This is a genomic window from Stenotrophomonas sp. PS02297 (assembly GCF_029959705.1).
GTDB classification, from domain to species: domain Bacteria; phylum Pseudomonadota; class Gammaproteobacteria; order Xanthomonadales; family Xanthomonadaceae; genus Stenotrophomonas; species Stenotrophomonas nitritireducens.
In genome coordinates, this window is record NZ_JASCOS010000047.1 from 1 (window position 1) to 25,765 (window position 25,765).

The 25,765-nt window shown below is 69.6% G+C and carries 19 protein-coding genes, 1 tRNA gene and 1 pseudogene; 13 read left to right on the forward strand and 8 right to left on the reverse strand.

What is annotated here, in order from left to right:
• Positions 1–118: 118 nt before the first annotated feature.
• Positions 119–1,402 carry an amidohydrolase family protein gene (locus QMX80_RS10690; protein ID WP_282276988.1) on the reverse strand — a complete coding sequence of 428 codons (1,284 nt, stop codon included), beginning with the start codon at positions 1,400–1,402 and terminating at the stop codon, positions 119–121.
• Between the two features lie 218 nt (positions 1,403–1,620).
• On the opposite strand from QMX80_RS10690, the gene leuS reads away from it, so the two are divergent.
• The 7 genes and pseudogenes from leuS (at position 1,621) to QMX80_RS10725 (ending at position 8,059) form a co-directional block, all read left to right on the forward strand.
• On the forward strand, positions 1,621–4,263 hold the full coding sequence (leuS, locus tag QMX80_RS10695; protein ID WP_055764643.1) for a leucine--tRNA ligase: 2,643 nt from the start codon (positions 1,621–1,623) through the stop codon (positions 4,261–4,263).
• A gap of 334 nt (positions 4,264–4,597) precedes the next feature.
• Positions 4,598–5,104: pseudogene (lptE, locus tag QMX80_RS10700) on the forward strand (LPS assembly lipoprotein LptE); the annotation flags it as partial.
• Positions 5,105–5,186: 82 nt separating this feature from the next.
• A complete protein-coding gene (gene holA, locus QMX80_RS10705; RefSeq protein WP_282276991.1) occupies positions 5,187–6,230 on the forward strand; it encodes a DNA polymerase III subunit delta in 1,044 nt (347 codons plus the stop codon).
• Positions 6,227–6,937 carry a nicotinate-nucleotide adenylyltransferase gene (gene nadD / locus QMX80_RS10710; protein WP_282276992.1) on the forward strand — a complete coding sequence of 237 codons (711 nt, stop codon included), beginning with the start codon at positions 6,227–6,229 and terminating at the stop codon, positions 6,935–6,937. The genes holA and nadD overlap by 4 nt, the downstream gene beginning before the upstream one ends.
• Positions 6,938–6,995: 58 nt before the next feature.
• Positions 6,996–7,412 (forward strand): ribosome silencing factor, encoded by a 417-nt coding sequence (gene rsfS / locus QMX80_RS10715; RefSeq protein ID WP_055764651.1) that lies wholly within the window; start codon positions 6,996–6,998, stop codon positions 7,410–7,412.
• A 75-nt stretch (positions 7,413–7,487) separates the two neighbouring features.
• Entirely contained in the window at positions 7,488–7,958 is a 471-nt protein-coding gene (gene rlmH / locus QMX80_RS10720) for a 23S rRNA (pseudouridine(1915)-N(3))-methyltransferase RlmH (RefSeq protein ID WP_055764652.1), read from the forward strand.
• 24 nt (positions 7,959–7,982) lie between these two features.
• Positions 7,983–8,059 (forward strand) — tRNA-Asn (locus QMX80_RS10725).
• A 112-nt stretch (positions 8,060–8,171) separates the two neighbouring features.
• On the opposite strand, the gene QMX80_RS10730 is transcribed toward QMX80_RS10725, so the two are convergent.
• From QMX80_RS10730 to QMX80_RS10740, 3 genes are all read right to left on the reverse strand, one after another.
• Positions 8,172–10,988: a TonB-dependent receptor gene (locus tag QMX80_RS10730; RefSeq protein ID WP_282276999.1), complete on the reverse strand. Its 2,817-nt coding sequence runs from the start codon at positions 10,986–10,988 to the stop codon at positions 8,172–8,174.
• 182 nt (positions 10,989–11,170) lie between these two features.
• Entirely contained in the window at positions 11,171–11,839 is a 669-nt protein-coding gene (locus tag QMX80_RS10735; RefSeq protein WP_282277000.1) for an energy transducer TonB, read from the reverse strand.
• 209 nt (positions 11,840–12,048) lie between these two features.
• A complete protein-coding gene (locus tag QMX80_RS10740; protein ID WP_273082058.1) occupies positions 12,049–12,783 on the reverse strand; it encodes an SIMPL domain-containing protein in 735 nt (244 codons plus the stop codon).
• A gap of 213 nt (positions 12,784–12,996) precedes the next feature.
• On the opposite strand from QMX80_RS10740, the gene QMX80_RS10745 reads away from it, so the two are divergent.
• The 4 genes from QMX80_RS10745 to tldD all read left to right on the forward strand — a co-directional run bounded on the left by QMX80_RS10745 (position 12,997) and on the right by tldD (position 20,519).
• Positions 12,997–13,569 carry a Maf family nucleotide pyrophosphatase gene (locus tag QMX80_RS10745; RefSeq protein WP_282277001.1) on the forward strand — a complete coding sequence of 191 codons (573 nt, stop codon included), beginning with the start codon at positions 12,997–12,999 and terminating at the stop codon, positions 13,567–13,569.
• A 4-nt stretch (positions 13,570–13,573) separates the two neighbouring features.
• Positions 13,574–15,064 carry a ribonuclease G gene (gene rng, locus QMX80_RS10750; protein ID WP_055764661.1) on the forward strand — a complete coding sequence of 497 codons (1,491 nt, stop codon included), beginning with the start codon at positions 13,574–13,576 and terminating at the stop codon, positions 15,062–15,064.
• 132 nt (positions 15,065–15,196) lie between these two features.
• The gene (locus QMX80_RS10755) at positions 15,197–19,021 is read left to right on the forward strand and encodes a YhdP family protein (RefSeq protein ID WP_282277004.1); all 3,825 of its coding nucleotides are present in this window, start codon (positions 15,197–15,199) and stop codon (positions 19,019–19,021) included.
• Between the two features lie 52 nt (positions 19,022–19,073).
• Positions 19,074–20,519 carry a metalloprotease TldD gene (gene tldD / locus QMX80_RS10760; protein ID WP_273082053.1) on the forward strand — a complete coding sequence of 482 codons (1,446 nt, stop codon included), beginning with the start codon at positions 19,074–19,076 and terminating at the stop codon, positions 20,517–20,519.
• A gap of 34 nt (positions 20,520–20,553) precedes the next feature.
• On the opposite strand, the gene QMX80_RS10765 is transcribed toward tldD, so the two are convergent.
• Positions 20,554–21,513, reverse strand: a complete 960-nt coding sequence (locus QMX80_RS10765; protein WP_282277006.1) for a hypothetical protein — start codon at positions 21,511–21,513, stop codon at positions 20,554–20,556.
• An 85-nt stretch (positions 21,514–21,598) separates the two neighbouring features.
• Positions 21,599–22,198, reverse strand: coding sequence for a ribosome biogenesis factor YjgA (gene yjgA, locus QMX80_RS10770; protein WP_055764670.1), 600 nt, complete (start codon positions 22,196–22,198; stop codon positions 21,599–21,601).
• A gap of 215 nt (positions 22,199–22,413) precedes the next feature.
• Here yjgA and pmbA point away from each other — a divergent pair, with 215 nt between their 5' ends.
• Positions 22,414–23,781 carry a metalloprotease PmbA gene (pmbA, locus tag QMX80_RS10775; protein WP_282277011.1) on the forward strand — a complete coding sequence of 456 codons (1,368 nt, stop codon included), beginning with the start codon at positions 22,414–22,416 and terminating at the stop codon, positions 23,779–23,781.
• 97 nt (positions 23,782–23,878) lie between these two features.
• Entirely contained in the window at positions 23,879–24,250 is a 372-nt protein-coding gene (locus QMX80_RS10780; protein ID WP_055764674.1) for a DUF4870 domain-containing protein, read from the forward strand.
• Between the two features lie 280 nt (positions 24,251–24,530).
• Here QMX80_RS10780 and QMX80_RS10785 read toward each other — a convergent pair whose 3' ends face one another.
• Together QMX80_RS10785 and QMX80_RS10790 are read right to left on the reverse strand one after the other, a co-directional pair.
• The gene (locus tag QMX80_RS10785; protein WP_273082045.1) at positions 24,531–25,409 is read right to left on the reverse strand and encodes a farnesyl diphosphate synthase; all 879 of its coding nucleotides are present in this window, start codon (positions 25,407–25,409) and stop codon (positions 24,531–24,533) included.
• The gene (locus QMX80_RS10790; RefSeq protein WP_055764677.1) at positions 25,399–25,659 is read right to left on the reverse strand and encodes an exodeoxyribonuclease VII small subunit; all 261 of its coding nucleotides are present in this window, start codon (positions 25,657–25,659) and stop codon (positions 25,399–25,401) included. The genes QMX80_RS10785 and QMX80_RS10790 overlap by 11 nt, the downstream gene beginning before the upstream one ends.
• Positions 25,660–25,765: the final 106 nt, after the last annotated feature.

Below are 25,765 nucleotides of genomic sequence, written 5' to 3' on the forward strand. Positions count from 1 at the left end.
GCGATGGCGCAGCGGCGGGCGTTCCTGGGCGGGGCGCTGTGGCGGGCGCGGCGGGCGCGGCGCGCGCCGCGCTGAACGGGCGCGGCGCGCACTCCCTGCGGCGACGTGCGCAGGGCCGTCACTGCTTGTAGATCACCCCGTCCTTCATCACGAAGCGCACGTCCATCACCGCGTTGATGTCCTCCAGCGGATTGGCGGCCAAGGCGATCACGTCGGCGCGCTTGCCCGCTTCCAGTACGCCCTGGTCGTCCACGCCAAGCACCTGGGCGGCGTGCACGGTGGCGGCCTGCAGCGCGTACGCGGCGGGGATGCCGGCTTCGACCATGTAGATGAACTCGCGTGCGTTGTCGCCATGCGGGCCTACGCCCTGGTCGGTACCGAAGGCGATTTTTACCCCGTTGCGGTAGGCCTTCGCCGCGGTCTGGCTGATCAGTGCACCGATGCGCGCGGCCTTGGGCCGCACCACCTCGGGGAAATAGCCATCGATCGCCGCCTTGTCGGTGACGAAGCGCCCGGCGTAGAAGGTGGGCACGTACCAGGTGCCGTGCTGCTTCATCAGCCGCATGACCTCGTCGTCCATGTAGGTGCCGTGCTCGATGCTGGTGACTCCGCCCAGCACCGCGCGCTTCATGCCCTCGGTGCCATGGGCGTGGGCGGCCACGCGGAAGCCGTAGTCGTGCGCGGTATCGACGATGGCCTTGATCTCGTCCACGGTGAACTGCGGCGCGTCGCCGGAGCGCGCATAGCTGAGCACGCCGCCGGTGGCGGTGATCTTGATGACGTCGCTGCCTTCCTTGTAGCGCTGGCGTACCGCCTGGCGCGCATCGTCCACCGAATTGACCACGCCCTCGGTGGGGCCGGGCGGGCCGATCAGGTGCGAGAGCTGGTCGTTCCAGCCGTTGGTCGGGTCGGCGTGGCCGCCGGTGGTGGCGATGGACTTGCCTGCGGCGAAGATGCGCGGCCCCTTCAGCAGCCCCTGGCTGATCGCGTCGCGCAGGTGCGGGCTGACCTCGCCGCCGAGGTCGCGCACGCTGGTGAAGCCGGCCATCAGCGTCTTCTCGGCGTAGCCGACCGCGCGGAAGGCATAGTCGACCGGGTCCAGGCGGAAGCCTTCGGAGTAGCTCTGCGGGCTGGACTGGCTGCCCAGGTGCACGTGCAGGTCGGTCCAGCCGGGCAGGCAGACCTTGTCGCGCAGGTCGACGGAACGCACGCCGCCGCCATCGGCATCGGCACCACTGAGCACCTGCTGGATGCGGCCGTCGGCAACCACCAGCGTATGCGGCCCCTTGAGCTGGCCGCTGCGCGCGTCGAACAGGCGGCCGCAGTGCACGGCGACGGGTTCGGCACAGGCCGGCGCGCAGGCCAGCAGCAGGAGAACGGCGAGGTGGCGGCGGATCGGCATCGGCATCATTCCCCAGGGATGGAGAGGGCAGCATAGCGGCGCGGCGCAGGAAACCGGTGCGGCATCCGCGAGTGTCGCCAGCCATACCGGATGGAGCTGCGCAAGCGGTTGATATTGAAGGAAACAGCTTTTCCCGGGAGGTGTCGGGGCGGGCCGGATTGGAGCACTCTGGTGCACTGCGGTACGCTGTCCCGCTTTGCCGCCGTCCCAACGCGTTCATGTCCAGCGTCGAAACCAACATCTACGATCCCCAGCAGGTCGAAACCGCTGCCCAGAAGTACTGGGAAACTACCCGCGCCTTCGAGGTCGACGAAACCTCGGACAAGCCCAAGTACTACTGCCTGTCGATGCTGCCGTATCCGTCCGGCGCGCTGCACATGGGCCACGTGCGCAACTACACCATCGGCGACGTCATCAGCCGCTACAAGCGCATGACCGGCCACAACGTGCTGCAGCCGATGGGCTGGGACGCCTTCGGCCTGCCGGCCGAGAACGCCGCGATCAAGAACAAGACCGCGCCGGCCAAGTGGACCTACGCCAACATCGAGCACATGCGTGGCCAGTTCAAGGCGATGGGTTATGCGATCGACTGGTCGCGCGAGTTCGCCACCTGCACGCCGGACTACTACGTCCACGAGCAGCGCATGTTCACCCGGCTGATGCGCAAGGGCCTGGCCTACCGCCGCAACTCGGTGGTGAACTGGGACCCGGTCGACAACACCGTGCTGGCCAACGAGCAGGTCATTGATGGCCGTGGCTGGCGTTCGGGCGCGTTGGTCGAAAAGCGCGAGATCCCGCAGTGGTTCCTGCGCATCACCGACTACGCCCAGGAACTGCTGGACGGCCTGGACGAACTGCCGGGCTGGCCGGATTCGGTCAAGACCATGCAGCGCAACTGGATCGGCCGCTCCGAAGGCCTGGAAATCCAGTTCGACGTGCGTGACGTGGACGGCGCCGCGCTGGACCCGCTGCGCGTGTTCACCACCCGCCCGGACACGGTGATGGGCGTGAGCTTTGTCTCCATTGCCGGCGAACACCCGCTGGCGGTGCACGCGGCGAAGAGCAACCCGGCGCTGGCGGCGATGCTGGCCGAGCTGAAGCAGGGCGGCGTCTCCGAGGCCGAACTGGAAACCCAGGAAAAGCGCGGCATGGACACCGGCCTGAAGGCCATCCATCCGGTCAGCGGCGAGCAGGTGCCGATCTGGGTCGCCAACTTCGTGCTGATGGGCTACGGCACCGGTGCGGTGATGGCGGTGCCGGGCCATGACCAACGCGATTTCGAGTTCGCCAGCAAGTATGGCCTGCCGAAGAAGCAGGTCATCGCGCTGAAGCACCCGAAGAACGACGACGAACGCAGTTACGACCCGGACCGCTGGCAGGACTGGTACGGCGACAAGTCCCGCGAAACCGAACTGGTCAATTCGGCCGAGTTCGACGGGCTGGATTTCCAGGGCGCCTTCGAGGCGCTGGCCGAGCGCTTCGAGCGCAAGGCCCAGGGCCAGCGCCGGGTCAACTACCGCCTGCGCGACTGGGGCGTCAGCCGCCAGCGCTACTGGGGCTGCCCGATCCCGGTGATCTACTGCGACAAGTGCGGCGCGGTGCCGGTGCCGGAAGACCAGCTGCCGGTGATCCTGCCCGAGGACGTGACGCTCAACGGCACCGGTTCGCCGCTCAAGGCCGACCTGGAATGGCGCAAGACCACCTGCCCGGACTGCGGCGGCGCGGCCGAGCGCGAGACCGACACCTTCGACACCTTCATGGAGTCGAGCTGGTACTACGCCCGCTACACCTCGCCGGGCGCGCGCGAGGCCGTGGACAAGCGCGGCAACTACTGGCTGCCGGTGGACCAGTACATCGGCGGCATCGAGCACGCGATCCTGCACCTGATGTACTTCCGCTTCTTCCACAAACTGCTGCGCGATGCGCGCATGGTGGAAAGCAACGAGCCGGCGCAGAACCTGCTGTGCCAGGGCATGGTCATCGCCGAGACCTTCTACCGCCAGAACAGCGACGGCTCCAAGGACTGGTTCAACCCGGCCGACGTGGACGTGGTGCGCGACGAGCGCGGCCGCATCACCGGCGCCACCCTGCGCACGGACGGCCAGCCGGTAGTGATCGGCGGCACCGAGAAGATGTCCAAGTCCAAGAACAACGGCGTGGACCCGCAGGCGATGGTGGCCAAGTACGGCGCCGACACCGTGCGCCTGTTCTCGATGTTCGCCGCGCCGCCGGAACAGTCGCTGGAGTGGAACGAGGCCGGCGTGGACGGCATGGCGCGCTTCCTGCGCCGCTTGTGGGCCATGGTGCACAAGCATGCCGCCGACGGCAGCGCCCCGGCGCTGGATGTCGCCGCGCTGGACGCCGGGCAGAAGGCCATCCGCCGCAAGACCCACGAGACCATCGGCAAGGTCGGCGACGACTACGGCCGCCGCCACGCCTTCAACACCGCCATCGCCGCGGTGATGGAGCTGCTCAACGTGCTGGGCAAGTTCGACGACGCCAGCGCGCAGGGCAGGGCCGTGCGCCAGGAAGCGCTGCAGGCCGCGGTGCTGCTGCTCAACCCGATCACCCCGCATGCCTGCCATGCGATGTGGCAGGAGCTCGGCCACGGCGAGACGCTGCTGGAAGACCAGCCGTTCCCGCAGGTCGATGCCGGCGCGCTGGTCAAGGACGCGCTGACCCTGGCGGTGCAGATCAACGGCAAGCTGCGCGGCACCATCGACGTCGCCGCCGACGCCAGCCGCGAGCTGATCGAGGCCGCCGCCAAGGAGGAGCCCAACGCGGCCAAGTTCCTGGAAGGCCTCACCGTGCGCAAGGTCATCATCGTCCCGGGCAAGATCGTCAATATCGTGGCGGGTTGATCCGCCTGCGGCGCGCTTGGGTGGTTCGCCATCCGGGCGCGCGGCGGCGCGTTGGGCATCCGATGCGGCTCGGGGTCTATTGCGGCGCCCCTCCATCCGCGCTGCGCGCGGATCGCCCCCCAACTTGGGGGCATGGAAGTGGCAACCAGCTTCCGCAAATGCTTTCCGGGCCGCATGAGCGCATGCTCCGGCTCTGTCTTGCTTGTCTTACGCATGGTGTCCGCTCCAGAACAGCTGGGACGGCGATGTGGTTTCATCCCCGCTCACACCCGATGGGCGATGATGCGGGCCGTTTTCTGTTGCCGCTCCCGGCCGGCTCCGCCAGACTGTGTCCATGACCCGATACCTGACCGCCCTCGTCCTTGCCGTGAGCCTGACCGGTTGCGGTTTCCACCTGCGCAACAAGCTCACCCTGCCGGACGATACGCCGGCGGTGAAGGTCGAATCGACGGTGCGCTACAGCGAGCTGGTCAAGCTGCTGGGACGCGGGTTGCACGCCTCCGGCGCGGTCGTCGTCGGCGAGGATGAGCCCGGCAAGGATGCGGCCCGGCTGCAGATCCGCTCCGAGCGCTGGGGCGACCTGCCCATCGCCATCGACGCGCAGGGCCGCACGCAGGAGTACAGCCTGCGTTACGCGGTCATCTTCGCCTTTCATCGTCCCGATGGCAGCGTGCTGGTGCCGGAGCAGGTGATCGAGCTGTCGCGCGACTACGTGTCCGAGCCGACCGACGCCACCGGCACCACCACCGAGCGCGAGATCCTCGCCGATGAGCTGCGCCGCGAAATGTCCGCCTCGATCCTGCGGCGCATCGACAGCGTGGTCCGCGCGCAGATGGAGAAGGAGCGCGCTGCGGCTCCGGCGGCCGGCAAGGGCGACTGACCCATGCCGACCCTGGCTGTCCCGGCGCACGGGCGCTGAATCGATGGAGCTTCGTCCCGAACAGCTCGCCAGCCAGGCCGGCGCGCAGCCGTTGGCCCCGGCCTACCTGATCGCCGGCCCGGAACTGCTGCGCGTGCTGGAAGCGGCCGATGCGGTACGCGCCAGGGCGCGCGCCGAAGGCATCGGCGAGCGCGAGGTGTTCGACGCCGATGGGCGCGATTTTGATTGGGGCCAGCTGGCGTCCAGCTTCAATGCACCGAGCCTGTTCAGCACGCGCCGGCTGGTCGAGCTGCGCCTGCCCAGCGGCAAGCCGGGCAAGGAAGGCGCGGAGGTCATCAGCCAATTCTGCGCGCAGCCGCCGGACGACGTGGTGCTGCTGATCACCGCTGGCGAGTGGAGCAAATCGCACCACGGCAAATGGGCCGACGCGGTGGCGCGCATCGGCGTGCTGTCGGTGGCCTGGGCGATCAAGCCGCACGAACTGGGCGACTGGATCGAACGCCGCCTGCGGGCCAGGGGGCTGCGCGCCGAGCCGGCCGCGGTGCAGCGCCTGAGCGAGCGGGTGGAAGGCAACCTGCTGGCCGCCGCGCAGGAAATCGACAAGCTCGCGCTGCTGGCCGAGGGCCAGACCCTGGACGTGGCGAAGATGGAGGCGCTGGTCGCCGACGCCGCGCGCTACGACGTGTTCCGGCTGGTCGAGGCGGCCTTCTCCGGGCAGCCGCCTGCGGTCATCCGCATGCTTGCCGGGCTGCGCGCCGAGGGCGAGGCGGTGGCCGCGCTGACGCCGATCCTGATCCGCGAACTGCTGATCACCGCCGGACTGGCGCGGGTGCAGGCCAGCGGCGGCAACCTCGCCGGCGAGATGAAGGCGCGCGGCATCTGGGAGTCGCGGCAGGCGCCGTTCAAGCGCGCGCTGCAACGGCATCCCGCGCCGCAGCGCTGGGAGCGCCTGGTGGCCGAGGCCGGGCAGGTCGACCGCATGGCCAAGGGCCGTGCCGAGGGCGATCCGTGGCTGGCGCTGGAACGCCTGCTGCTGGCCGTGGCCGAAGCGCAGGCGGTGCGCCTGCTGGCCCGCGGGACGCGATGACCGTGGCGTCCATTCCGGAGCCGGGCGCAAGTCGGCCGGATACCGGCCTGCTGCTGATCTACGGCGGCACCTTCGACCCGGTCCACAATGGTCACCTGGCCATCGCCCGCCGCGCGCGCGATGAACTGCACGCGCCGGTGCGGCTGATGCCGGCCGCCGACCCGCCGCATCGCCCGCCGCCGGGCGCCGATGCGCGGCAGCGCACGCATATGCTGGAACTGGCGACCGCCGGCGAACCGGGCCTGCAGGTCGATCGCCGCGAGCTGCGGCGCGCCGCGCGCCAGCCGGGCGTGCCTTCGTGGACCGTGGACACGCTGCGCGAAATCCGTGCCGAGATCGGCACTACAGCCCCGGTGGCTCTGTTGATGGGGGCCGACAGCCTGTTGGGCCTGCCGACCTGGCATGCGTGGGAACACCTGCTCGACCTTGCGCACCTCGTGATTGCCGACCGCCCCGGCAATGCGCTGGACGGGCAATTGCCGGAAGTGCTTGCTGCCCGGCTGCGCGATGCCTGGGCGGTCGATGCCGCGTGCCTGCGCGAGCGGCCGGCCGGATGGGTCTGGCGCCTGCACCAGCCGCTGCAGGCCGAATCGGCCACTGCCGTACGCGGCCTGATCGCGGCCGGCGGCGACTGGCGTGGCCTCGTGCCTGGGGCCGTGGCCGCTTACATCGCTGCCCACGGCCTGTACGGCTGCGCTACGGCGTGAATGCCGGGCGCGGCCGGGTTCTCTATAATCGTCCCTTCATTCATCGAGTTCCGCAGCTTTGACCACCGAAGCCCAAGTCATCAAGACCCAGTTGCCCAATCCGCCGCCGTCCGTTCCGGCCCTGCTGGCCTCCGTCCATGCCGGACTGGAAGAACTCAAGGCCAGGGATGTCGTGGAGATCGACGTCCGCGGCAGATCCAGCGTCGCGGATTTCATGGTCATTGCTTCGGGTACCTCGACCCGCCACGTCAAATCCATCGGCGACGAAGTGGTGCGTTTCGCCAAGAACCTGGGCGTGATGCCGCTGGGCGTGGAAGGCGAGCGCGAGGCCGAGTGGGTGCTGGTGGACCTGGGCGACGTGATCGTCCACGTGATGCTGCCGCGCGTGCGCGAGTTCTACGCGCTCGAGCGCCTGTGGACGGTGGGCGACCAGCCGCCCTCGTCCGCGGAGGGAGAAGAGCAGGAAGCCGGCTGATCCGCCAGGCCAATGCCTCGCGACGGCGCCGCAGGGCGCCGTCTTCGTTTTCGACGCCGTGCCGGGAGCCGCGCCATGAAAGCCAGACTGATCGCCACCGGGGAACGCGCACCGTCATGGGTGGCGCAGGGTTTTGCCGAGTACCAGAAGCGCCTGTCGCATTGGCTGCCGCTGGAACTGGTGGAGATCGAACCCGGCCTGCGCGGCAAGGGCCGCGACCCGAAGCGCGCCATCGAGGACGAGGGCAGGCGCGTGCTGGCGGCATTGCCGAAGAATCCGTACGTGGTGGCGCTGGACGTGCCCGGCCGCCAGCTCAGCTCCGAACAGCTCGCGCAGCGCCTTGAATACTGGCGCGCGCAGGGCCGCGACCTCGCGTTCCTGATCGGTGGCCCGGAAGGGCATTCGCCGGAAGTGTCGGCGATCGCCGACGAGAAATGGTCGATCGGACCGCTGACCCTGCCGCACATGCTGGTGCGGCTGGTGGTGGCCGAACAGCTGTACCGCGCGGCGGCGATGCTGGCCAACCACCCCTACCATCGCGCGTGACAAGCGTATAGAATGCGCGTCCCCGCCCGAATAGCTCAGCCGGTTAGAGCACTTGACTGTTAATCAGGGGGTCGTTGGTTCGAGTCCAACTTCGGGCGCCAGATTCGAAAGGCCTGCATCGCAAGATGCAGGCCTTTTTCGTTGCGGCGGGCCCCGCGCAAACCCGGGCCCCGGGCGTTGCCGGGGCCTGGACCGTCGGAGGCTGCGGCGGGATTACTTGAAGGTGTACTTCGCCCCGACGGTGAAATAGCGGCCGATGGCGCCGCTGTAGTGCAGCGGGTTGTAGTTGACCGCGCCATAGGTGACCGGGTCGAGCGGGGCGATCCGGTCGAATACGTTCTGCACCGAGGCGCTCAGCTCGAAGGCATCGTTGACCGCCCAGCGACCGGAGAGGTCGAAGGTGGTGAAGGAGGAAATCTTCTTGACCGGCGTGCCGTCCTCGTACTTGGCGAGATAGGCGCCGCCCTGTTCGCCGACGTTGTCCATCTTGCCGATGAAGTTGGCGAGGCCGCTGATCGACCACGCCTGGTAGTTCCAGGTGGCGCCGAAGTTGACCTTGTCCTTGGGCGTGCCGATGCAGTTGGTCACATCGCAGTTGCCGTGGGTGCCGGCGTACTTGCTGACCTGGCCGTCCTCGGTGAGGTCGAACTTGCTGATGTGGCTCCATTGCAGGTCCAGCCGCAGATCGCCGGCGTTGCCCAGCGGAATATCCTGGCGGATGTCGGTATCGATGCCCTGGACCTTGGTGGAACTTGCATTCACATAGGCCGTGTTGACCGCCAGGATCGAGCCGGTACCCGGTACGCCGTTGAGCAGGTTGGAATCGCGCAGCACGTCGCCGGCGGCGATGGCCGAGTCGGTGCTGCTGGGCGTGATCTCGTTGGTGCGCTTGATCTGCCAGGCATCCACGGTGACCGAGGTGGTACGGGTGGGCTGCAGCACGATGCCGAGCGAATAGCTCTTGGACTCCTCGGGTTTCAGCGCTGGGTTGGGCTTGGTGATGATGGCGATCTGGCGCGCATTGCAGTCGTCGGCGGTGCCGCCCGGCGCCGGATGCTGGCCGTCGGGGCAGCGCACCGGGTCCAGCGCGGAGGAGAAGGCCGCCAGTCCGCCGTTGCCGTTCTCGGCGGGGTTCGGCGCGCGGAAGCCTTCGGCGTAGGTGCCGCGCAGGGCGAACCACTGCACCGGCGTCCATTTGAAACCGACTTTCGGTTTCAGCGCGTCATCACCGCCCTCGTACTTGTCGTAGCGCACGGCGGCGTTGAGTTCCAGCGATTTCAGTACCGGCGCGGACAATTCGGCATAGCCGGCATAGACGGTCTGGGTGCCGTCGTAGGCCGAGTAGCCCAGGCCGATGATGTCGCCCTGGTCGGTGTAGGTCTGCGGGGTCAGCGAATTGCTGGTCTTGCGCCATTCTGTGCCCAGGGCCAGCCCCAGCGGACCGCCCGGCAGGTCGAGCAGGGAGCGCGACACCTTGATGTCGAACATGTCCAGCTTGCTCTTGGCGCGGGCGTCGATGGTCGGCGAAATATAGGCGTAAAGGCTCTGCGGGTTGGCTTCCGCGCCCTGGCCGATGTTCCAGACGCCGCCGGCGCAGTTCGGGTCACCCAGGGCGCAGAGCACCGCGCTGTAGCGCAGGAACCCGGTGCGGGTGCTGGTCAGGTCGGTACTGGAGTGCAGGTAGGCGGTGTCGTAATCCCAATCGCCCCAGCTGCCCTTGATGCCGACCAGGAAGCGCATGAACTCGTTGTTGGTTTCGGTCACGCGCGGGCCGACGTCGAATGCGCTGTAGCGCACGCGTACCGGCACGCCGTAAGGATTGTCCGGATGGGTTGGGCCGAGCACGGTGGCGCCATCGCCGCTGCTGGCGTTGACCGGGCCCCCGGGGTAGCCCCAGCCGCCGGAGACGCCCGAGGGCGTGTTGCGGAATGTGGTGTCCTTCTTCGAATAACCGATCTCGGTGTAGACCTCGCCGTTGTCGCCGAAGGCGAAGGAGGCGCGGCCGAAGACATTGACGTATTTCTCTTCCGGCACCAGGTCGCGGAACTTGCCCGCGTCCCAGAGGCAGCCGCCGTTGGGGTCCTGCGGGGTTATGTTGGAGAACTGGCTGCAACCGGGCAGGGACACCAGTTGCCCCGTGGCCGGATCGAACAGGCTGCCGGTCGGCGAACTGCCGCCGCCGTTGAGATTGGCGCCGGTGATCGCGCCGCCCAGGAACTGGCTGTTGCCGATGGTGAAACCCCAGGGGCGCAGGTCGCCGGTACCTATCCACTTGCGGTTGAGGCGGTCGCTGACGCGGACCGCATCGCTCTTGCCCACGTCCAGGCTGAAGAACGCATTCCAGCCGTTGTCGGCAAGGCTGCCGGTGCCGGCGGTGAGGGTAGCCTTGCGCTGGCTGCCATCGCTGTCGCCGGACAGGCCGTAGGAACCGCGCAGGATCGCGCCGGTGAAGTCCGAGCGCAGGATGATGTTGACCACGCCGGCGATGGCGTCCGAGCCATAGATGGCCGAGGCGCCATCCTTCAGCACGTCGATGCGTTCGACCGCATCCAGCGGGATGGTGCTCAGGTCGGTGAACACCTTCTGGCCGTCGTCGGCCAGGCCATAGGTGGCCATGCGGCGGCCGTTCAACAGGATCAGGGTGGAGCCGGCACCGAGGCCGCGCAGCGAGATGCCGGCGCCGCCGCCGGCGAAGCCGTTGCCGAAGGTCTTGGGAATGGAGCCGGAGCCGTCGGCGGTCAGGGTCTGCAGGTACTCGGCGACATTGTTCTTGCCGGTGCGGTCGATTTCCTGGCGGGTGATGACCTGGACCGGTGAGGGTGTCTCGGTATTGGTGCGTGGAATATTGGAGCCGGTGACGGTGATGCGGTCCAGGGTGGTCGTCTTTTCCTGCTGTTCCTGCGCCATGGCCGCCGGGACGGCGACCACAAGCGCGGCGGGAAACAGCAGCAGGCGGGCCAGGCTGGTGGAGATGGAATCGCAGAGGCGATTCTGGCGGCAGCGCGGCTGCCTATGGGTCGGATGTTTCACAGTCTTCTCTCCAGGGAACCTGCGGCAAGAGACCGCCGGAAAGGCGGCCGGGGGACATCGACGGCCGCGAATCTAGGTTTTTCCCGGGTGAGATGACGGTGAAAAATCGATTAATAGGCGCGCTTCCGGAGACGGCCCGCAAGGAAGCGTTCAGCTGCGCTTTCCTGCGGGCCGGAAGGGCCTCAATTCAGCTTGAAATCGACCGGTACCAGGCCGTAGGCCTGCACGGGGCGGCCGTTGTCGGTGGCCGGCTGGAACTTCCACTGCCGCAGTACCTGGGTGCGTGCGGCGGTGTCGAGGCTGCGGTTGCCGCTGCTGCGCTCCACGCTCACTTCCAGCGGCGAGCCGTCAACGCCGACCAGTACGCGCAGGGTGACCGTGCCTTGCGCGCCGACGCGCAGGGCGTCGCGCGGATAAGCGGGCGCGGGGGCATGCAGGTAACGCAGCTGCACGCCTGCCAGCGGTGCTGGCGGCGCGATCGAATCGGCGACCGGGCCGATGGTGTCGGTGGGCGTGCCGGTAGCGGCCGATTGCGGAATGACCGCCTCGGTGGCGAAGACCGGCATCGGCGCAGTGTCGACCGGCGCGGGCAGCGCAGGCCGCGCCGGTGGCGGCGTCTGCGTGACGACCGGAACCGGTAGCGGCGGTGGGGGCGTCGGCACCACGGGCACGATTTCCGGCAACTGCCAGCGCGGTTCCTGGCGGACGGCGTCGCTGCGGATGGGGACCTGCGACAGCGGAATCAGCAGCAGTCCTGCCGCCAGCGCGTGCAGGGCGATGGCCGTGCTGTAGGCGAGGATGCGGGAGGTGTCGAAACGGATCGGGGAAATGCCGGAATGCGTGCGGACCATGTGCCACCTCCATGCGAGGGCGTGTGATGGAGAACAACGCTCGGTGACGCGGGACGGGGTTGCAGCGGCAAGGCCGGTTCCGGTCCGCGTGGAGCCAGTGCGCCTGCAAACCGGCGATCCGGCAAGCGGGGATGGAATTTCCGCTCAGCTGGCAGACAGGAAAACGGCGCCCGCAGGCGCCGTTTCCATGGACAGGATGTACCGCGGGATCAACGGCCCAGTTCGAACACCACGTCCAGGCTGACCGACAGCGTGGTCTCGCCCGGCGCCACCGCGGTGTCCATTTCGGCCTTGGCCGAACGCGCCATCGCCATCATCGGCATGGGCGGGCGGAAGCCGCCGCTGCTGCCTTCGGAAATGCTGACGATGCGGCGCACGCGCAGGCCCAGCGACTTGGCGTAGGTCTCGGCGCGGGCCTGGGCCTTCTTCAGCGCGGCCAAGCGGGCTTCGTCGTAGACCGGCTCGGGCTGGTCGATCTCGAAGCTCGGGCCGTTGATCTGGTTGGCGCCCTGCGCGGCCAGGCTGTCGAGCACCTTGCCGAGCTTGGCGATGTCGCGCACCTTCAGGCTGACGGTGTTGCTGGCCTGGTAGCCGGTGATCTTCGGCGCCTCGTTGTCGGCGTAGCGATACTGCGGGCTCAGGTTGATGCCGCTGGTCTGGATGTCGCGCTCGGCGATGCCGGCGGCCTTGATCGCGGCCATCACCTTGTCCATCTGCACGGCGTTCTCGCGCATGGCCGTATTGCCATCGGCGGCCTGGGTGACCACGCCGGCCGACAGCATGGCCACATCCGGCACGCGCCGCGCCTCGGCCTGGGCGGAGATGTTGAGCAGGGTGGCATCGCTGGCCACGACGGCCGGGGTGTTCTGGGCGTGGGCGGTCATCGGGGCTCCCGAAGCGAAGGACAGGGCGAGCAGCAGCGGGGCGAGGGCGGAATGGCGCATGTGGATCCTCCTTGGATGGGTGCGAGGGTGGTGCGGTGGCGATGAACGGGTAGTGAGACCAGACGGGGTCGCGGCGCGGGGGGCGGCTTTGCCGCTCGTTCAGCCTGGGCCGGAACGAAGCGAAGCGTAGGCGGGAACGGCCATGCGTGGCGAGCGGCGCAGGCGGGCCGGTCGGCAGGCGCGGCCGCAACGTGCGCAGGTTATGCTTCGCCGATGCTCTATCTCGCTTCCCGCTCTCCCCGCCGCAACGAACTGCTCGCCCGCCTGGACATCCCGTTCCGCGCGCTGGACCTGGACGTACCGGAAATCCGCGGCGCCGACGAACCGCCGGCGGCCTATGTGCGCCGCGTCGCGCTGGACAAGGCGCGCGCCGGCCTGGCGCTGGTCGCCGACGATCCGCTGGCGGTGGTGCTCGGTTCGGATACCGAAGTGGTCCTGGGCGACCGGGTCTACGGCAAGCCCGTCGATGCCGGGGACGCCGCGGCCATGCTGCGCTCGCTGGCCGGGCGCAGCCACCAGGTCGTCACCGCGGTGGCGCTGGTGGCGCAGGGGCGCGAGGAACTGATCGTCGTCGAATCGGAGGTGACGTTCGCGGCGATGGCCGAGGACGAGATCGCCGCCTATGTCGCCAGCGGCGAACCGATGGGCAAGGCCGGCGCGTACGCCATACAGGGCGGCGCCGAACGCTGGATCAGCCGGCTCGCCGGCAGCTATTCGGGCGTGATGGGGCTGCCGTTGCAGCAGACCGCCGCGCTGCTGCGCGGTTTCGGCGCAGGGAAGGATTGAACGGATGTCCGAAGAAATACTGGTGAACGTCACCCCGCGCGAAACCCGCGTGGCGGTGATCGAGAACGGCATGCTGCAGGAACTGCACATCGAGCGCGGCTGGCGCCGCGGCGTGGTCGGCAACATCTACAAGGGCCGGGTGCAGCGGGTGATGCCAGGCATGCAGGCCGCCTTCGTCGAGGTCGGGCTGGAGCGCGCCGCGTTCCTGCACGCCAACGACGTGGTGCGGCCGGCGCCGGTGGCCGCCGATACCGAGGAGACCGCGCCGAGCCTGCCGCTGCCGTCGTCGGTGCCGATCGTGGAGCTGCTGCGCGACGGCCAGGACGTGGTGGTGCAGGTGGTCAAGGACCCGATCGGCAGCAAGGGCGCGCGCCTGACCACCCAGGTCAGCATCCCCTCGCGCTATCTGGTGCTGCTGCCGCAGTCGAAGATGGTCGGTGTCTCGGCGCGGATCGAGGACGAGGCCGAGCGCGCCCGGCTCAAAACCCTGGTGACGGAGATCTCCGCCCAGCACGGGGGCTACGGCTACATCGTGCGCACCAATGCCGAAGGCCAGCCGGCCGAGGCGCTGGCCGAGGACATCTCCTACCTGTCGCGGGTGTGGAACGTGGTCGAGCGCCGCGGCCGCGAGGCGCCGCCGCGCAGCATCATCTACGAGGACCTGAGCCTGCCGCTGCGCTCGGTGCGCGACCTGATCCGCAAGGACGTGGAAAAAGTGAAGGTCGACTCGAAGGAGACCTTCGCCCAGCTGCAGGCCTTCGTCGCCAAGTACATGCCGGTGCTGGGCGAGAAGCTGGAGCTGTACACCGGCGACCGCCCGATCTTCGACCTGTACGGCGTGGAGGACGAGATCGGCCGCGCGCTGGACAAGCAGGTGCCGCTCAAGTCCGGCGGCTACCTGGTCATCGACCAGACCGAGGCGATGACCACCATCGACGTCAACACCGGTTCCTTCCTCGGCCAGCGCAATCTGGAAGAGACCGTGTTCCGCACCAACCTGGAGGCGGCGCAGGCGGTGGCGCGGCAGCTGCGGCTGCGCAACCTCGGCGGCATCATCATCATCGACTTCATCGACATGGTCGATCCCGAGCACCGCCGCCAGGTGCTGCGCACGCTGGAGAAATCGCTGGCGCGCGACCACGCCAAGACCACGGTCTACGACTTCTCGCCGCTGGGCCTGGTGGAAATGACCCGCAAGCGCACGGTCGAGAGCCTGGAGCGGCAGCTGTCCGAACCCTGCCCGGAGTGCAGCGGGCGCGGCAGCATCAAGACCACCGAGACCGTCACCTACGAGATCTTCCGCGAGATCACCCGCGCGGTGCGCCAGTTCGACGCCGCGCGGCTGCTGGTGATCGCTTCGAGCAAGGTGGTGGCGCGCATCACCGACGAGGAGTCGGCGGCGGTGGCCGAGCTGGAGGAGTTCCTCGGCAAGAGCATCCGCTTCCAGGCCGACGACCAGTACCTGCAGGAGCAGTTCGACGTGGTCCTGCTGTAGCGGGGCACCGGGAGCCGCTGCCCGGCAGCGGCGGGCAGGGACGGCGGGAAGGCCGTTGCATTGCGATTCCGGCTGCGACAGGCATTCTTTCCCACTTACCTCCCGTTCTCCGCCCTTCCGGTCCCGTTCCTGATGCCCGTGCTGTCGCGCTACCGCTTCCGCCACCTGCGCCGCCATGCGATCTACGCGCTGGCCGTGGTGCTGGTGGTCGTGGCCGTGCTGGTGGGCAGCCTCAGCCAGCTGCTGCCGCTGGTCGAACGGCATCCGCAGAAAGTGGCCGCCTGGCTGAGCGCGCGCGCCGGCCAGCCGGTGGCGTTCGATCGCCTGGATACCGCCTGGACCCGGCGCGGCCCGTTGCTGCGGCTCGATGGCCTGCGCATCGGCCAGGGCGAAGGCGTGCGCATCGGCCAGGCCGAAGTGCTGGTATCGCTGTATTCCGGCCTGCTGCCGGGCGCGCCGCTGACCGAGCTGCGCCTGCGCGGGCTGGCGCTCACCCTGCAGCGGGCCGGTGACGGCCGCTGGTCGGTGCGCGGCCTGCCCAGTGCCGGCGATGCCGGTGATCCGCTGGAAACCCTGCGCCGGCTCGGCGAGCTGCAGGTGATCGGCGGCCGCCTGCGGCTGGATGCGCCCTCGCTGGGTCTGGACGCGGAACTGCCGCGGATCGACCTGCGCCTGCGCGTGGACGGCACACGCCTGCGCGCCGGCGCCCGCGCCTGGATCGCCGCCGACGCCGCGCCGGTTACCGCTGTGCTCGACTTCCAGCGCCAGCGCGGCGACGGCACCGCCTGGATCGCCGCGGCGCCGGCCGACCTGTCCGCGTGGAGCGCGCTGCTGCATTTCGGCGGCATCGACGTGCGCCAGGGCACCGGCACGATCCGCAGCTGGGTGGCGCTGAGCGACCACCGGGTGGCTTCGGTCATCGCCGACGCCACCTTGGAAAAGGTGGAACTGGCCGGCGCGCCGTTCGCCGCCGGCAGCCAGGCGCCGACCACCCGCTTCGACAGCCTGCAACTGCGCGCGCGCTGGCGCCATGACGGCGACGACTGGCGGGTGGACGCGCCGCAGCTGCGGGTCGCCACCGGGAAGGGCGGCGCGCAGGTGCTCGACGGCCTGCACCTGGGCGGCGGACACGATTTCGTGCTGCGCGGCCGGCGCATCGACGCGACGCCGCTGCTGCGGGTCGCGGCGCTCAGCACCGCGCTGGAGCCGGGGCTGCGCCAATGGCTGTACCACGCCGCGCCGGTCCTGCGCTTCGCCGACGTGGACATCGCCGGCCGCGTCGGCGGCGCCATGCACGGTGCCGGTGAACTGGAAGAAGCCGCGTTCGCCGCGGTCGGCGACAGCCCCGGGTTGAGCGGGCTGCGCGGCCGCTTCGAGGGCGATGGCCAGGCGTTGGCGCTGCAGCTTCGGCCGGCCCATGCCATGCATTTCGACTGGCCGACCGGTTTCGGCGTCGTCCACGACCTGAAGCTGGACGGGCAGGCGGTGGTCTGGCGCGAGGGCGCCGGCTGGCGCGTGGCTACGCCGGCGATGCGCGTGCAGGGCAACGACTATGCCGCCAACGTGCGCGGCGGCCTGTGGTTCCAGGGCGATGGCACGCGGCCGTGGATCAACGTGGCGGCGGAACTGGACGATGTGCCGATCACCGCCGCCAAGGGCTTCTGGGTGCGCTCGCACATGAGCCAGGAGGCGGTGGACTGGCTGGACGGCGCGCTGGTGGACGGACAACTGCGTGGTGGCATCGGCCTGGCGGTGGGCGACCTCGACGACTGGCCGTTCGATGGCAACGACGGCCGCTTCGAGGCGGGCGGGCGCATCGACAACGGCACCCTTCGTTTCTCGCACGACTGGCCGGCCATGACCGGCGTCGATGCCGACATCGCCTTCATCGCCAACGGGTTCGCGCTGCAGGGCAAGGGCAACCTTGGCGGGGTCAAGGTGGATGCTTTCCGCGCCGGCATCGCCGATTTCCACGAGTCGCTGCTGAAGGTGGACGCGCGCACCCTCGACGACAGCGGGCACCTGCTGGCCCTGCTGCGGCGCAGCCCGCTGCATGCCGCCTATGGCGAAACGCTGGACGCGCTGAGCGCCAATGGGCCGGCCGCGGTCAACTTCGGCCTGTCGCTGCCGCTGCATGAGGGCGAGGGCCGGGTCAGCGGTGAGGTGGAACTGCGCGGCGCGACCCTGGCCGACCGCCGCTGGGACCTGCGCTTCGACAATGTGCGCGGCAAGGCCGAATACGGCAGCGACGGCTTCCGCGCGCCGGCGCTGCAGGTCCGCCACAAAGAGCACGACGGCGTGCTGTCGCTCGCCGCGGGCACGCCGGTCAGCGATCCGGACAATGCGTTCGAGGCGGAACTGAGCGCCTCGCTGGGCGCCACCGACCTGCTGGAGCGCGCGCCGGAACTGAAATGGCTGCAGCCCTATGTGCACGGCACCTCGCGCTGGACCATCGGCGTGACCCTGCCGAAGGTGCCCGAAGGCAGCCGCAGCGAGCCGCCGACCACGCTCAGCCTGCGCTCGGACCTGCAGGGCACGCGGCTGCAGCTGCCGGCGCCGCTGGACAAGCCGGCCGCCGATGCCCTGCCGACCCGGGTGACCGCCAGCCTGCCGCTGGGCAGCGGCACCACCGAGGTTGCTTTCGGCCGGCGCATGGCGCTGGCCGCGCGCACCCACGACGGCAGGACCGGCGTGCAGGTGACCATGGGCAGCGACCGGCCGAGCCGCGAGCCGCCGGCGGACGGTCTGGTGGTGGATGGACGCACGCCATCGCTGGACGCGCTGGAGTGGATCACGCTGGCGCGCGGGCAGGGCGGCGAAGGCGGCGATGCCGATGGCGTCGCGCTGAAGCAGGTGGATGTGCTGGCCGACCAGTTGCTGCTGGTCGGCGGCCGCTTCGACCAGACCCGGCTGCGCCTGCGCCCGGGCAATGGCGCCGTCGCGGTGCAACTGGAAGGGCCGTCGCTGGCCGGCGACCTGCTGGTCCCCGAGGCAGATGGCGGCACGGTCAGCGGCACGCTGGCGCGGGTGCATTGGCAGGCGGCAACGGCCGCGGCCGGCGAGGCGGGCGACCATCCGGCCGACCCGGTGAACCCGGCGAAGATTCCGCCGTTGTCGCTGGACATCGGCGACCTGTCCTTCGGCAAGGCCGAGCTGGGGCAGACCACGCTGCGCACCCGTCCGCTGGCCGACGGCCTGCAGGTGTCGCAGCTGCAGTTCCGCTCGCCGAAACAGGCCATCGACGTGACCGGGCAGTGGCGCGGCACCGGCGCGCAGGCGCGGACCCGTTTCGAAGCGGCCGTGCACAGCGAGAACCTGGGCGGGCTGCTGGACAACCTGGGCTATGGCGGGCAGCTGCGCGGCGGCCAGGGCCAGCTGCAGTTCAACGCCGGCTGGGACGGCGCGCCGGCCGCGTTCAACCTGGCCGGGCTGGAAGGCACGCTGGACATCAACATCCGCAACGGCCAGATCCTGGAGGTCGAACCGGGCGCGGGGCGGGTGTTGGGCCTGCTCAGCGTCGCCCAGCTGCCGCGCCGGCTGATGCTGGATTTCCGCGATTTCTTCTCCAAGGGCCTGGCGTTCAACCAGGCCGAGGGCCGGGTCGCCTTCGGCGACGGGCTGGCCCGCACCGACCGCCTCGGCATGCAGGGCCCGGCGGCGGACATCGCCATCCGCGGCCAGGCCGACCTGCGCGCGCAGCAGTTCGACCAGACCATCGAGGTCAACCCGCGCTCGGGCAACCTGCTCACCGTGGTCGGCGCCGTCGCCGGCGGCCCGGTCGGCGCGGCGGTGGGCGCAGCCGCCAATGCGGTACTGGGCAAGCCGCTGGGCGAGATCGGCGCCAAGACCTACCGTGTCACCGGCCCGTGGTCCGACCCGAAGGTGGAAGTGGTCGACCGCGATGCCCCGCGCCTGCCGCCGCCGGCGGTGAGCCCGGCCAGCGCCGGCGCGCTTTGACCGCTTCTGCCGCATGCTTGCGAACTGCAGGCCTGCCCCCATCTGGAACACCATGACCGACAACGCCCTGATGCTTGCCGAATCCCGCCTGCTGCTGCCGGCCGGGCTGGACGCCAACCGCCTCGAACGGACCTTCGGCACCCTGCTGGGGCCGGGCGTCGATTTCGGCGACCTGTATTTCCAGCACTCGCGGCGCGAGAGCTGGAGCGTGGAAGACGGCATCGTCAAGGATGGCGCGCATTCCATCGAGCAGGGCGTGGGCGTGCGCGCCATCGCCGGCGAGAAGACCGGCTTTGCGTACTCCGACGACATCCAGCCGGCAGCGCTGCTGGCCGCGGCGCAGTCGGCGCGGGCGATCTCGCGCGACGGCGGCACCTGCAACGCCAGCGCACTGGTGCGTGGCGGCAGCCGCGCGCTGTACCCGGCGCTGGATCCGGTGGACAGCCTCGGCAACGAGGCCAAGGTGGAAGTGCTCAAGCGCCTGGACCGCTACCTGCGCGCCGCCGACCCGCGCGTGCTGCAGGTGATGGTGAGCCTGTCCGGCGGCGTGGACACGGTGCTGATCGCGCGCAGCGACGGCGTGCTCGGCGCCGACGTGCGCCCGCTGGTGCGCTTGAACGTGCAGGTGATCGTCGAGCAGGACGGCCGCCGCGAGTCCGGCTATGCCGGCGGCGGCGGGCGCTACGGCTACGGGGAACTGTTCGCCGACGGGCGCCCGGAAGCCTTCGCCCGCGAGGCGCTGCGGCAGGCGCTGGTGAACCTGGAGGCGATCCCGGCGCCAGCCGGGGTGATGCCGGTGGTGCTGGGCCCGGGCTGGCCTGGGGTGCTGCTGCACGAGGCGGTCGGCCACGGCCTGGAAGGCGACTTCAACCGCAAGGGCACCAGCGTCTACGCCGGCCGCATCGGCGAGCGCGTGGCATCCAGGGGCGTGACCATCGTCGACGACGGCACCCTCGATGGCCGCCGCGGTTCGCTGAACATCGACGACGAAGGCACGCCGACCCAGTGCACCACGCTGATCGAGGACGGCATCCTGGTCGGCTACATGCAGGACACGCTCAACGCGCGGCTGATGGGCGTGGCGCCGACCGGCAACGGCCGCCGCGAATCCTTCGCGCACATGACCATGCCGCGCATGACCAACACCTACATGCGCGCCGGCAACCATGACCCGCAGGAAATGATCCGCTCGGTGAAGAAGGGCCTGTACGCGGTCAACTTCGGCGGCGGCCAGGTCGACATCACCAGCGGCAAATACGTGTTCTCGGCGACCGAGGCCTACCTGATCGAAGACGGCCGGATCACCGCGCCGGTCAAGGGCGCCACGCTGATCGGCAACGGCCCGGAAACGATGCAGAAGGTGCGCATGATCGGCAACGATCTGGCGCTGGACGAAGGCGTGGGCATCTGCGGCAAGGACGGGCAGAGCGTGCCGGTCGGCGTCGGCCAGCCCTCGCTGCTGATCGACGGCCTCACCGTGGGCGGCACGCAGGCCTGAGCCGCACGCGACCGGCAGGCAGGCGCCCCGGGGATCAATCCTCGCCTGCCGCCAGCGCGGCCAGTTCGCGGGCCAGCCGGCCGCGCAGCGCCGCGCCCTGCAGCCTGGGCAGCTGTGCCAACGGCAGGTCGCGGCCGATCCGGCGCGCGACTTCCAGGCCGACGAGGTAGGCGCCGCGCGCCGGCCACGGCCCGGTAGCGCCTGCGCTGAAGAAACGCAGCGCATCGGCTTCCCGGGTGGAATCCAGCACGGCCAGGATCGCCGCGGCCAGTTCGCGGCGGGTGGCGGCGTTGGCGCCGGCCAGGTGGACGTCGTCGAGCAGGACGTGCAGCAGCGCCGCGTCGGGGTTGAGCCGCTCGCTTACGTAGCTCGCCGCGCCTTCGGTCCACAGCATGACGTACACCGGCGGCGCCGGATCCAGCATCACCTCCGGTGCGATCTGGGATTGGTAGAGATGGAAGGATTCGTGATCCAGGAATACCGCCAGGTCCGGCGAGGTGCCGTGGTAGCGCACCAGCCCATCGGCGCCGATGAACAGCGGCAGCTGCCCGTCGCCGGGTTCGAGGTGGCCGTCGAAGGCGAACAGCGACGGCAGCAGGTAGATCGGGGCGCGCGTACGGTCGAAATCCGGGAAGGCCTCGGCGAAGCGTCGGGTGTGCGCCGCATGGATGGCAGGAAAGTCGGCGACGATCCGCCGGACATCGGCGGCCATCACGTCGAAGTCGGGCAGCCAGCGGGCGATGCGTTCGGTGCGGGGCTTCAGGCCGGCCGCAGCATAGATCTCGTGGTGTGGCGCGAAGAAGCTGTCCTGCAGGGCCTGCGCGCGGTCGGCGGCGCCTTCGGCCTGGGTGTAGGCATTCCAGAAATCGGGCATCAGATCGATGTAGCCGGCCGCCATCGGCGGGTTGCCGCTGGAGGCGCCGGCGCGGAGGGCCGGCAACTGCAGGACGGTACCGGCAAGGGCGGCCAGCAGGAGGGATCGTCGTGTGGGCATGCTGCCTCCGGGCTGCGGGGATGGGAGCGGCGGCACGCTCCCATGCGTCGGCGCCCGGCCGGAACGGCGCCTGCCGGAGCGCGGGTCAATCGCGCGCGTCGGTCTCGTCGTCGAGGTCGTCGAATTCATGTTCGACGTCTTCCTCGTCCTGCCCGGCGGCGGCCTGCGCCGGCAGCATCAGGTCGCGCAGCACCTGGTAGATCTCGCGGAACGCGCGCGGCGGCTTGTTCTTCGCCTTTTCCGCCAGCGCGTTGCGTACCAGGGTGCGCAGCTCCTGGCGGTCGGCGCCGGGGTATTCGTCCAGCAGTTCGGCCAGCGCGGCATCGCCCTGGCCCAGCAGGCGTTCGCGCCAGTGCTCGATGCGGTGCATCAGCGCCACCGCGCGCTTGGAGGTCTCGCTGTTGGCTTCCAGCGCATCGCGGATCGCGTCGAGCGTGGCGTCGTCCTCGCGGCGCATCTGCTTGGCCAGGAACGCCAGCTGGCGCTTGCGCGCGCCGTGCGAGGTGATGCGCTTGCTGTACTCGATGTGCTCGAGCAGGTCTTCGGGGATGGGCAGCCGCGCCAGCTGCGCGGCCGTCAGTTCCACCAGTTTCTCGCCCAGCGCCAGTACTTCCAGCGCCTCGCGCCGGTTCTGGCTGCGGCTCTCGCTGAAAAATTCGCCGGTGTCTTCGTCGCGTCCGCGCATTGCCTTGTTACTCGATTAAAGTTCACGTGTTACCCGGATGCCGCCGCCGAACGCCCTTTTCCCTTCGGGAGAGGGGGCAAGAGGGGACGGGCGAAGCCTCGCACTGTCTGGCTGCATGAGACTTCGCCCGTCCCCTCATCCGCCCCCTGGGGGCACCTTCTCCCGATGGGAGGAGGAAAAGCCGGCTGCGGCTGGATTCTTCAAAGGATAAAGCATTGAACAGCATCACCACCGGAACCTTCGCCGCCGACGACAGCCTGCAGCGGCTGGAACAGCTGGCCGGCATCTCCCAGCGGCTGCTGGAAAAGGCCCGCGCGCTGGGCGCCAGCCAGGCCGAGGTCAGCTGCAGCGAGGACCGCGGCATGGACGTGAACGTGCGCCTGGGCGAGGTGGAGACGGTCGAATCCACCCATGACCGCGGCATCGCGGTCACCGTGTATTTCGGCCAGCGCAAGGGCAGCGCCAGCACCGCCGACCTGCAGGAAAGCAGCCTGGAGGCGACCGTGGCCCAGGCCTGCGCCATCGCCCGCCACACCGAGGACGACGAAGCCGCCGGCCTGGCCGACGCCGCGCTGATGGCGCGCGATTTCCCCGACCTGGACACCTGGCACCCGTGGACGCTGGAAGCCCGCCATGCGGTGGACCTGGCCCTGGCCTGCGAAGCGGCCGGGCGCGACGCCGACGCCCGCATCGCCAATTCCGATGGCGCCTCGGTGGCGACCGCGCAGAGCCTGTCGGTCTACGCCAACTCGCATGGTTTCATCGGCCGCGAGCGCAGCAGCCATCACTCCATCGGCTGCGCGCTGATCGCCGGGCAGGGCGATGGCATGCAGCGCGACGGCTGGTACAGCAGCGCGATCGCCCGGGCCGACCTGCAGGACCCGGAGGCCATCGGCCGGCGCGCAGCCGAGCGTACCGTCGCCCGCCTGCAGCCGCGCTCGCTGCCGACCGGGCAGGTGCCGGTGCTGTTCGCCGCCGAGGTGGCGCGTTCGCTGGTCGGCCATCTGCTGTCAGCCGTGTCCGGCGGCGCGCTGTACCGGCGCGCCAGCTTCCTGCTCGACAGCGCAGGCACGCAGCTGTTCCCGGACTGGTTCCACATGCACGAGCAACCGCTGCTGCGCCATGGCCTGCGTTCGTGCGCGTTCGACGGCGAGGGCGTGGCCACGCGCGATTCGGCGCTGGTGAGCGGCGGCGTGCTGCAGCGTTACGTCCTGGGCAGTTACTCGGCGCGCCGGCTGGGCCTGCAGACCACCGCCAACGCAGGCGGCGTGCACAACCTGAAGGTCGCGGCCAACGCCGGCGACCTGTCGTCCATGCTGTCGGGTATGGGAACCGGATTGCTGGTCACCGAGCTGATGGGCCAGGGGGTCAACGGCGTGACCGGCGATTACTCGCGCGGCGCCGGCGGCTTCTGGATCGAGAACGGCCAGATCGCCTGGCCGGTGGATGGCGTCACCATCGCAGGCAATCTGAAACAGATGTTCGCCGGGATCGAAGCGGTGGGCAGCGACGTGGACCCGCGTTCGCATGTCTCGACAGGATCGATCCTTGTCGGGAGAATGACGGTCGCAGGCGACGATTGACGTATTCTTCTGCGGCCGGCGCTGCGGGGCGATCCAGGGGACCGCGGATGACAGCCACCCCCCACATTCCACAAGACCAACGGTAAAGGGAAACACCATGAGCGATTACGAGAACACCACGGGCAACGGCATCAATGCCGAAGAAAAGCAGTGGGGAATGTTTGCGCACCTGGCCGCACTGGCCGGCATCGTCATCCCCCTGGGCAATCTGCTGGGGCCGCTGATCGTGTGGCTGGTCAAGAAGGACACGATGCCGTTCGTGGCCGATCAGGGCAGGGAAGCATTGAATTTCAACATCACCGTGTTCATTGCCGCTTTCGTCTCGGGCATCCTGACCCTGGTGCTGATCGGCTTCCTGCTGCTGATTTTCGTGGGTATCGCCTGGCTGGTGCTGACCATCCTCGCAGCGCTTGCCGCGAACAAGGGCGAAGCCTACCGCTATCCGTTCACCCTGCGCCTGATCAAGTAATCCGGCGCAAGCGCGACGATAAAAGGCCCGGGATTCCCGGGCCTTTTTTGTGGTCCATCGCCGTTGGCCGGGAGATTGGCCTGCGCGCGAATCTCCCTTTGCAGAGCGGGGCAAGGCCCTGCTGGAGTTCCATCGGCGAAGGCCCCCGGCGCCATGGAACGCCTTATTTCCGCGCGCCGGCTGTCCGTGGGCGAGGGCCCGGCAAGCAGCGATGAGCTCTTGCTGCGTCGTGGGGAAGCCGCCGGAGCGCAGCAAGGTGCGCTCCGGCGGAAACAAGGCATCAATGCGAGCGGCGGATCGCCAGTTCGGCCAGCGCCGACAGTGCACCGGCGCGCGGGCCGAACGGGGCCAGCGCATCGCCCATGTCGATGGCCAGCGCTTCCAGCCGCGCTTTTGCCCCGTCCATGCCCAGCAGCGCCGGGAAGGTGGATTTGTCCTGCGCCGCGTCCTTGCCGGCGGTCTTGCCCAGCTGCTCGGAACTGGCCTCGACATCGAGGATGTCGTCGCGCACCTGGAAGGCCAGGCCGAGCGCGTCGGCGAAGCCGTCCAGCCGCGCCAGGTCGTCGCTGCCGGCGCCACCGCACAGCGCGCCCATGCGCACCGCGGCGCGGATCAGCGCGCCGGTCTTGAGCGCGTGCATGCGCTGCAGGTCGGACAGCGGCTGCTGGCGGCCGGTGGCGTCGATGTCCAGCGCCTGCCCGCCGCACATGCCGGCCGCGCCCGAAGCCGTTGCCAGGGTGCGCAGGCAGGCCACCGCCAACGCGGGCGGCAGCGGGGCGTCGGCGAGGAGTTCGAAGGCGCGGGTCTGCAGCGCGTCGCCGGCCAGGATCGCGGTGGCCTCGTCGAAGGCGACATGCGTGGTGGGGCGGCCGCGGCGCAGGTCGTCGTCGTCCATCGCCGGCAGGTCGTCGTGCACCAGCGAATAGGCGTGGATCAGCTCTACCGCGCTGGCCGGCGCGTCGAGCAGGGCCGGGTCGGCGTCGAACAGGTGGCCAGCGGCGCGCACCAGCAGCGGCCGCATGCGCTTGCCGCCGCCCAGCGCGGCGTAACGCATGGCCTGGTGCAGGCGCTGCGGCGCGGTGTCTGGGTCGGGCAAGGCGGCGTGCAGGTGCTGTTCGGTGCGTTCGATCCAGCCGGCGAACAGGGCCTCAGTCGACATCGCCGGCCTGTTGGAACGGTTCGGATTTCTCCGGCTGCGCCGGATCGGTGAGCAGGCGCACGCGCAGTTCGGCCTGTTCCAGCGCCTGCTGGCACTGGCGGTACAGGCCGACGCCGCGTTCGTAGGCGGTCAGCGACTGCTCCAGGCTCAGTTCGCCGGTTTCCATCTTCTCCACCAGTTGCTCCAGTTCTTCCAGCGACTGCTCGAAGTGGGCGACCGGCGAGGTCTCGTTGGGGGACTTCTTGGGCATGGGGGAAGTGTGAGCGGCAGGCGGGAAAGGGTCAATTCGGCTCCAGCGCGGGAGCGGGGCCGGCGCCCCCCCCCCGGCCGGGCGCCGCGCCCCCCCCGGGGGTAGC

What these genes read in the sequence shown, in the direction of transcription:
- QMX80_RS10690 (WP_282276988.1), bottom strand. Translation starts at nt 1,402, where the DNA reads ATGCCGATCCGCCGCCACCTCGCCGTTCTCCTGCTGCTGGCCTGCGCG.
- leuS (WP_055764643.1), top strand. Translation starts at nt 1,621, where the DNA reads ATGTCCAGCGTCGAAACCAACATCTACGATCCCCAGCAGGTCGAAACC.
- holA (WP_282276991.1), top strand. Translation starts at nt 5,187, where the DNA reads ATGGAGCTTCGTCCCGAACAGCTCGCCAGCCAGGCCGGCGCGCAGCCG.
- nadD (WP_282276992.1), top strand. Translation starts at nt 6,227, where the DNA reads ATGACCGTGGCGTCCATTCCGGAGCCGGGCGCAAGTCGGCCGGATACC.
- rlmH (WP_055764652.1), top strand. Translation starts at nt 7,488, where the DNA reads ATGAAAGCCAGACTGATCGCCACCGGGGAACGCGCACCGTCATGGGTG.
- QMX80_RS10735 (WP_282277000.1), bottom strand. Translation starts at nt 11,839, where the DNA reads ATGGTCCGCACGCATTCCGGCATTTCCCCGATCCGTTTCGACACCTCC.
- QMX80_RS10740 (WP_273082058.1), bottom strand. Translation starts at nt 12,783, where the DNA reads ATGCGCCATTCCGCCCTCGCCCCGCTGCTGCTCGCCCTGTCCTTCGCT.
- QMX80_RS10745 (WP_282277001.1), top strand. Translation starts at nt 12,997, where the DNA reads ATGCTCTATCTCGCTTCCCGCTCTCCCCGCCGCAACGAACTGCTCGCC.
- rng (WP_055764661.1), top strand. Translation starts at nt 13,574, where the DNA reads ATGTCCGAAGAAATACTGGTGAACGTCACCCCGCGCGAAACCCGCGTG.
- QMX80_RS10755 (WP_282277004.1), top strand. Translation starts at nt 15,197, where the DNA reads ATGCCCGTGCTGTCGCGCTACCGCTTCCGCCACCTGCGCCGCCATGCG.
- tldD (WP_273082053.1), top strand. Translation starts at nt 19,074, where the DNA reads ATGACCGACAACGCCCTGATGCTTGCCGAATCCCGCCTGCTGCTGCCG.
- QMX80_RS10765 (WP_282277006.1), bottom strand. Translation starts at nt 21,513, where the DNA reads ATGCCCACACGACGATCCCTCCTGCTGGCCGCCCTTGCCGGTACCGTC.
- yjgA (WP_055764670.1), bottom strand. Translation starts at nt 22,198, where the DNA reads ATGCGCGGACGCGACGAAGACACCGGCGAATTTTTCAGCGAGAGCCGC.
- QMX80_RS10780 (WP_055764674.1), top strand. Translation starts at nt 23,879, where the DNA reads ATGAGCGATTACGAGAACACCACGGGCAACGGCATCAATGCCGAAGAA.
- QMX80_RS10785 (WP_273082045.1), bottom strand. Translation starts at nt 25,409, where the DNA reads ATGTCGACTGAGGCCCTGTTCGCCGGCTGGATCGAACGCACCGAACAG.
- QMX80_RS10790 (WP_055764677.1), bottom strand. Translation starts at nt 25,659, where the DNA reads ATGCCCAAGAAGTCCCCCAACGAGACCTCGCCGGTCGCCCACTTCGAG.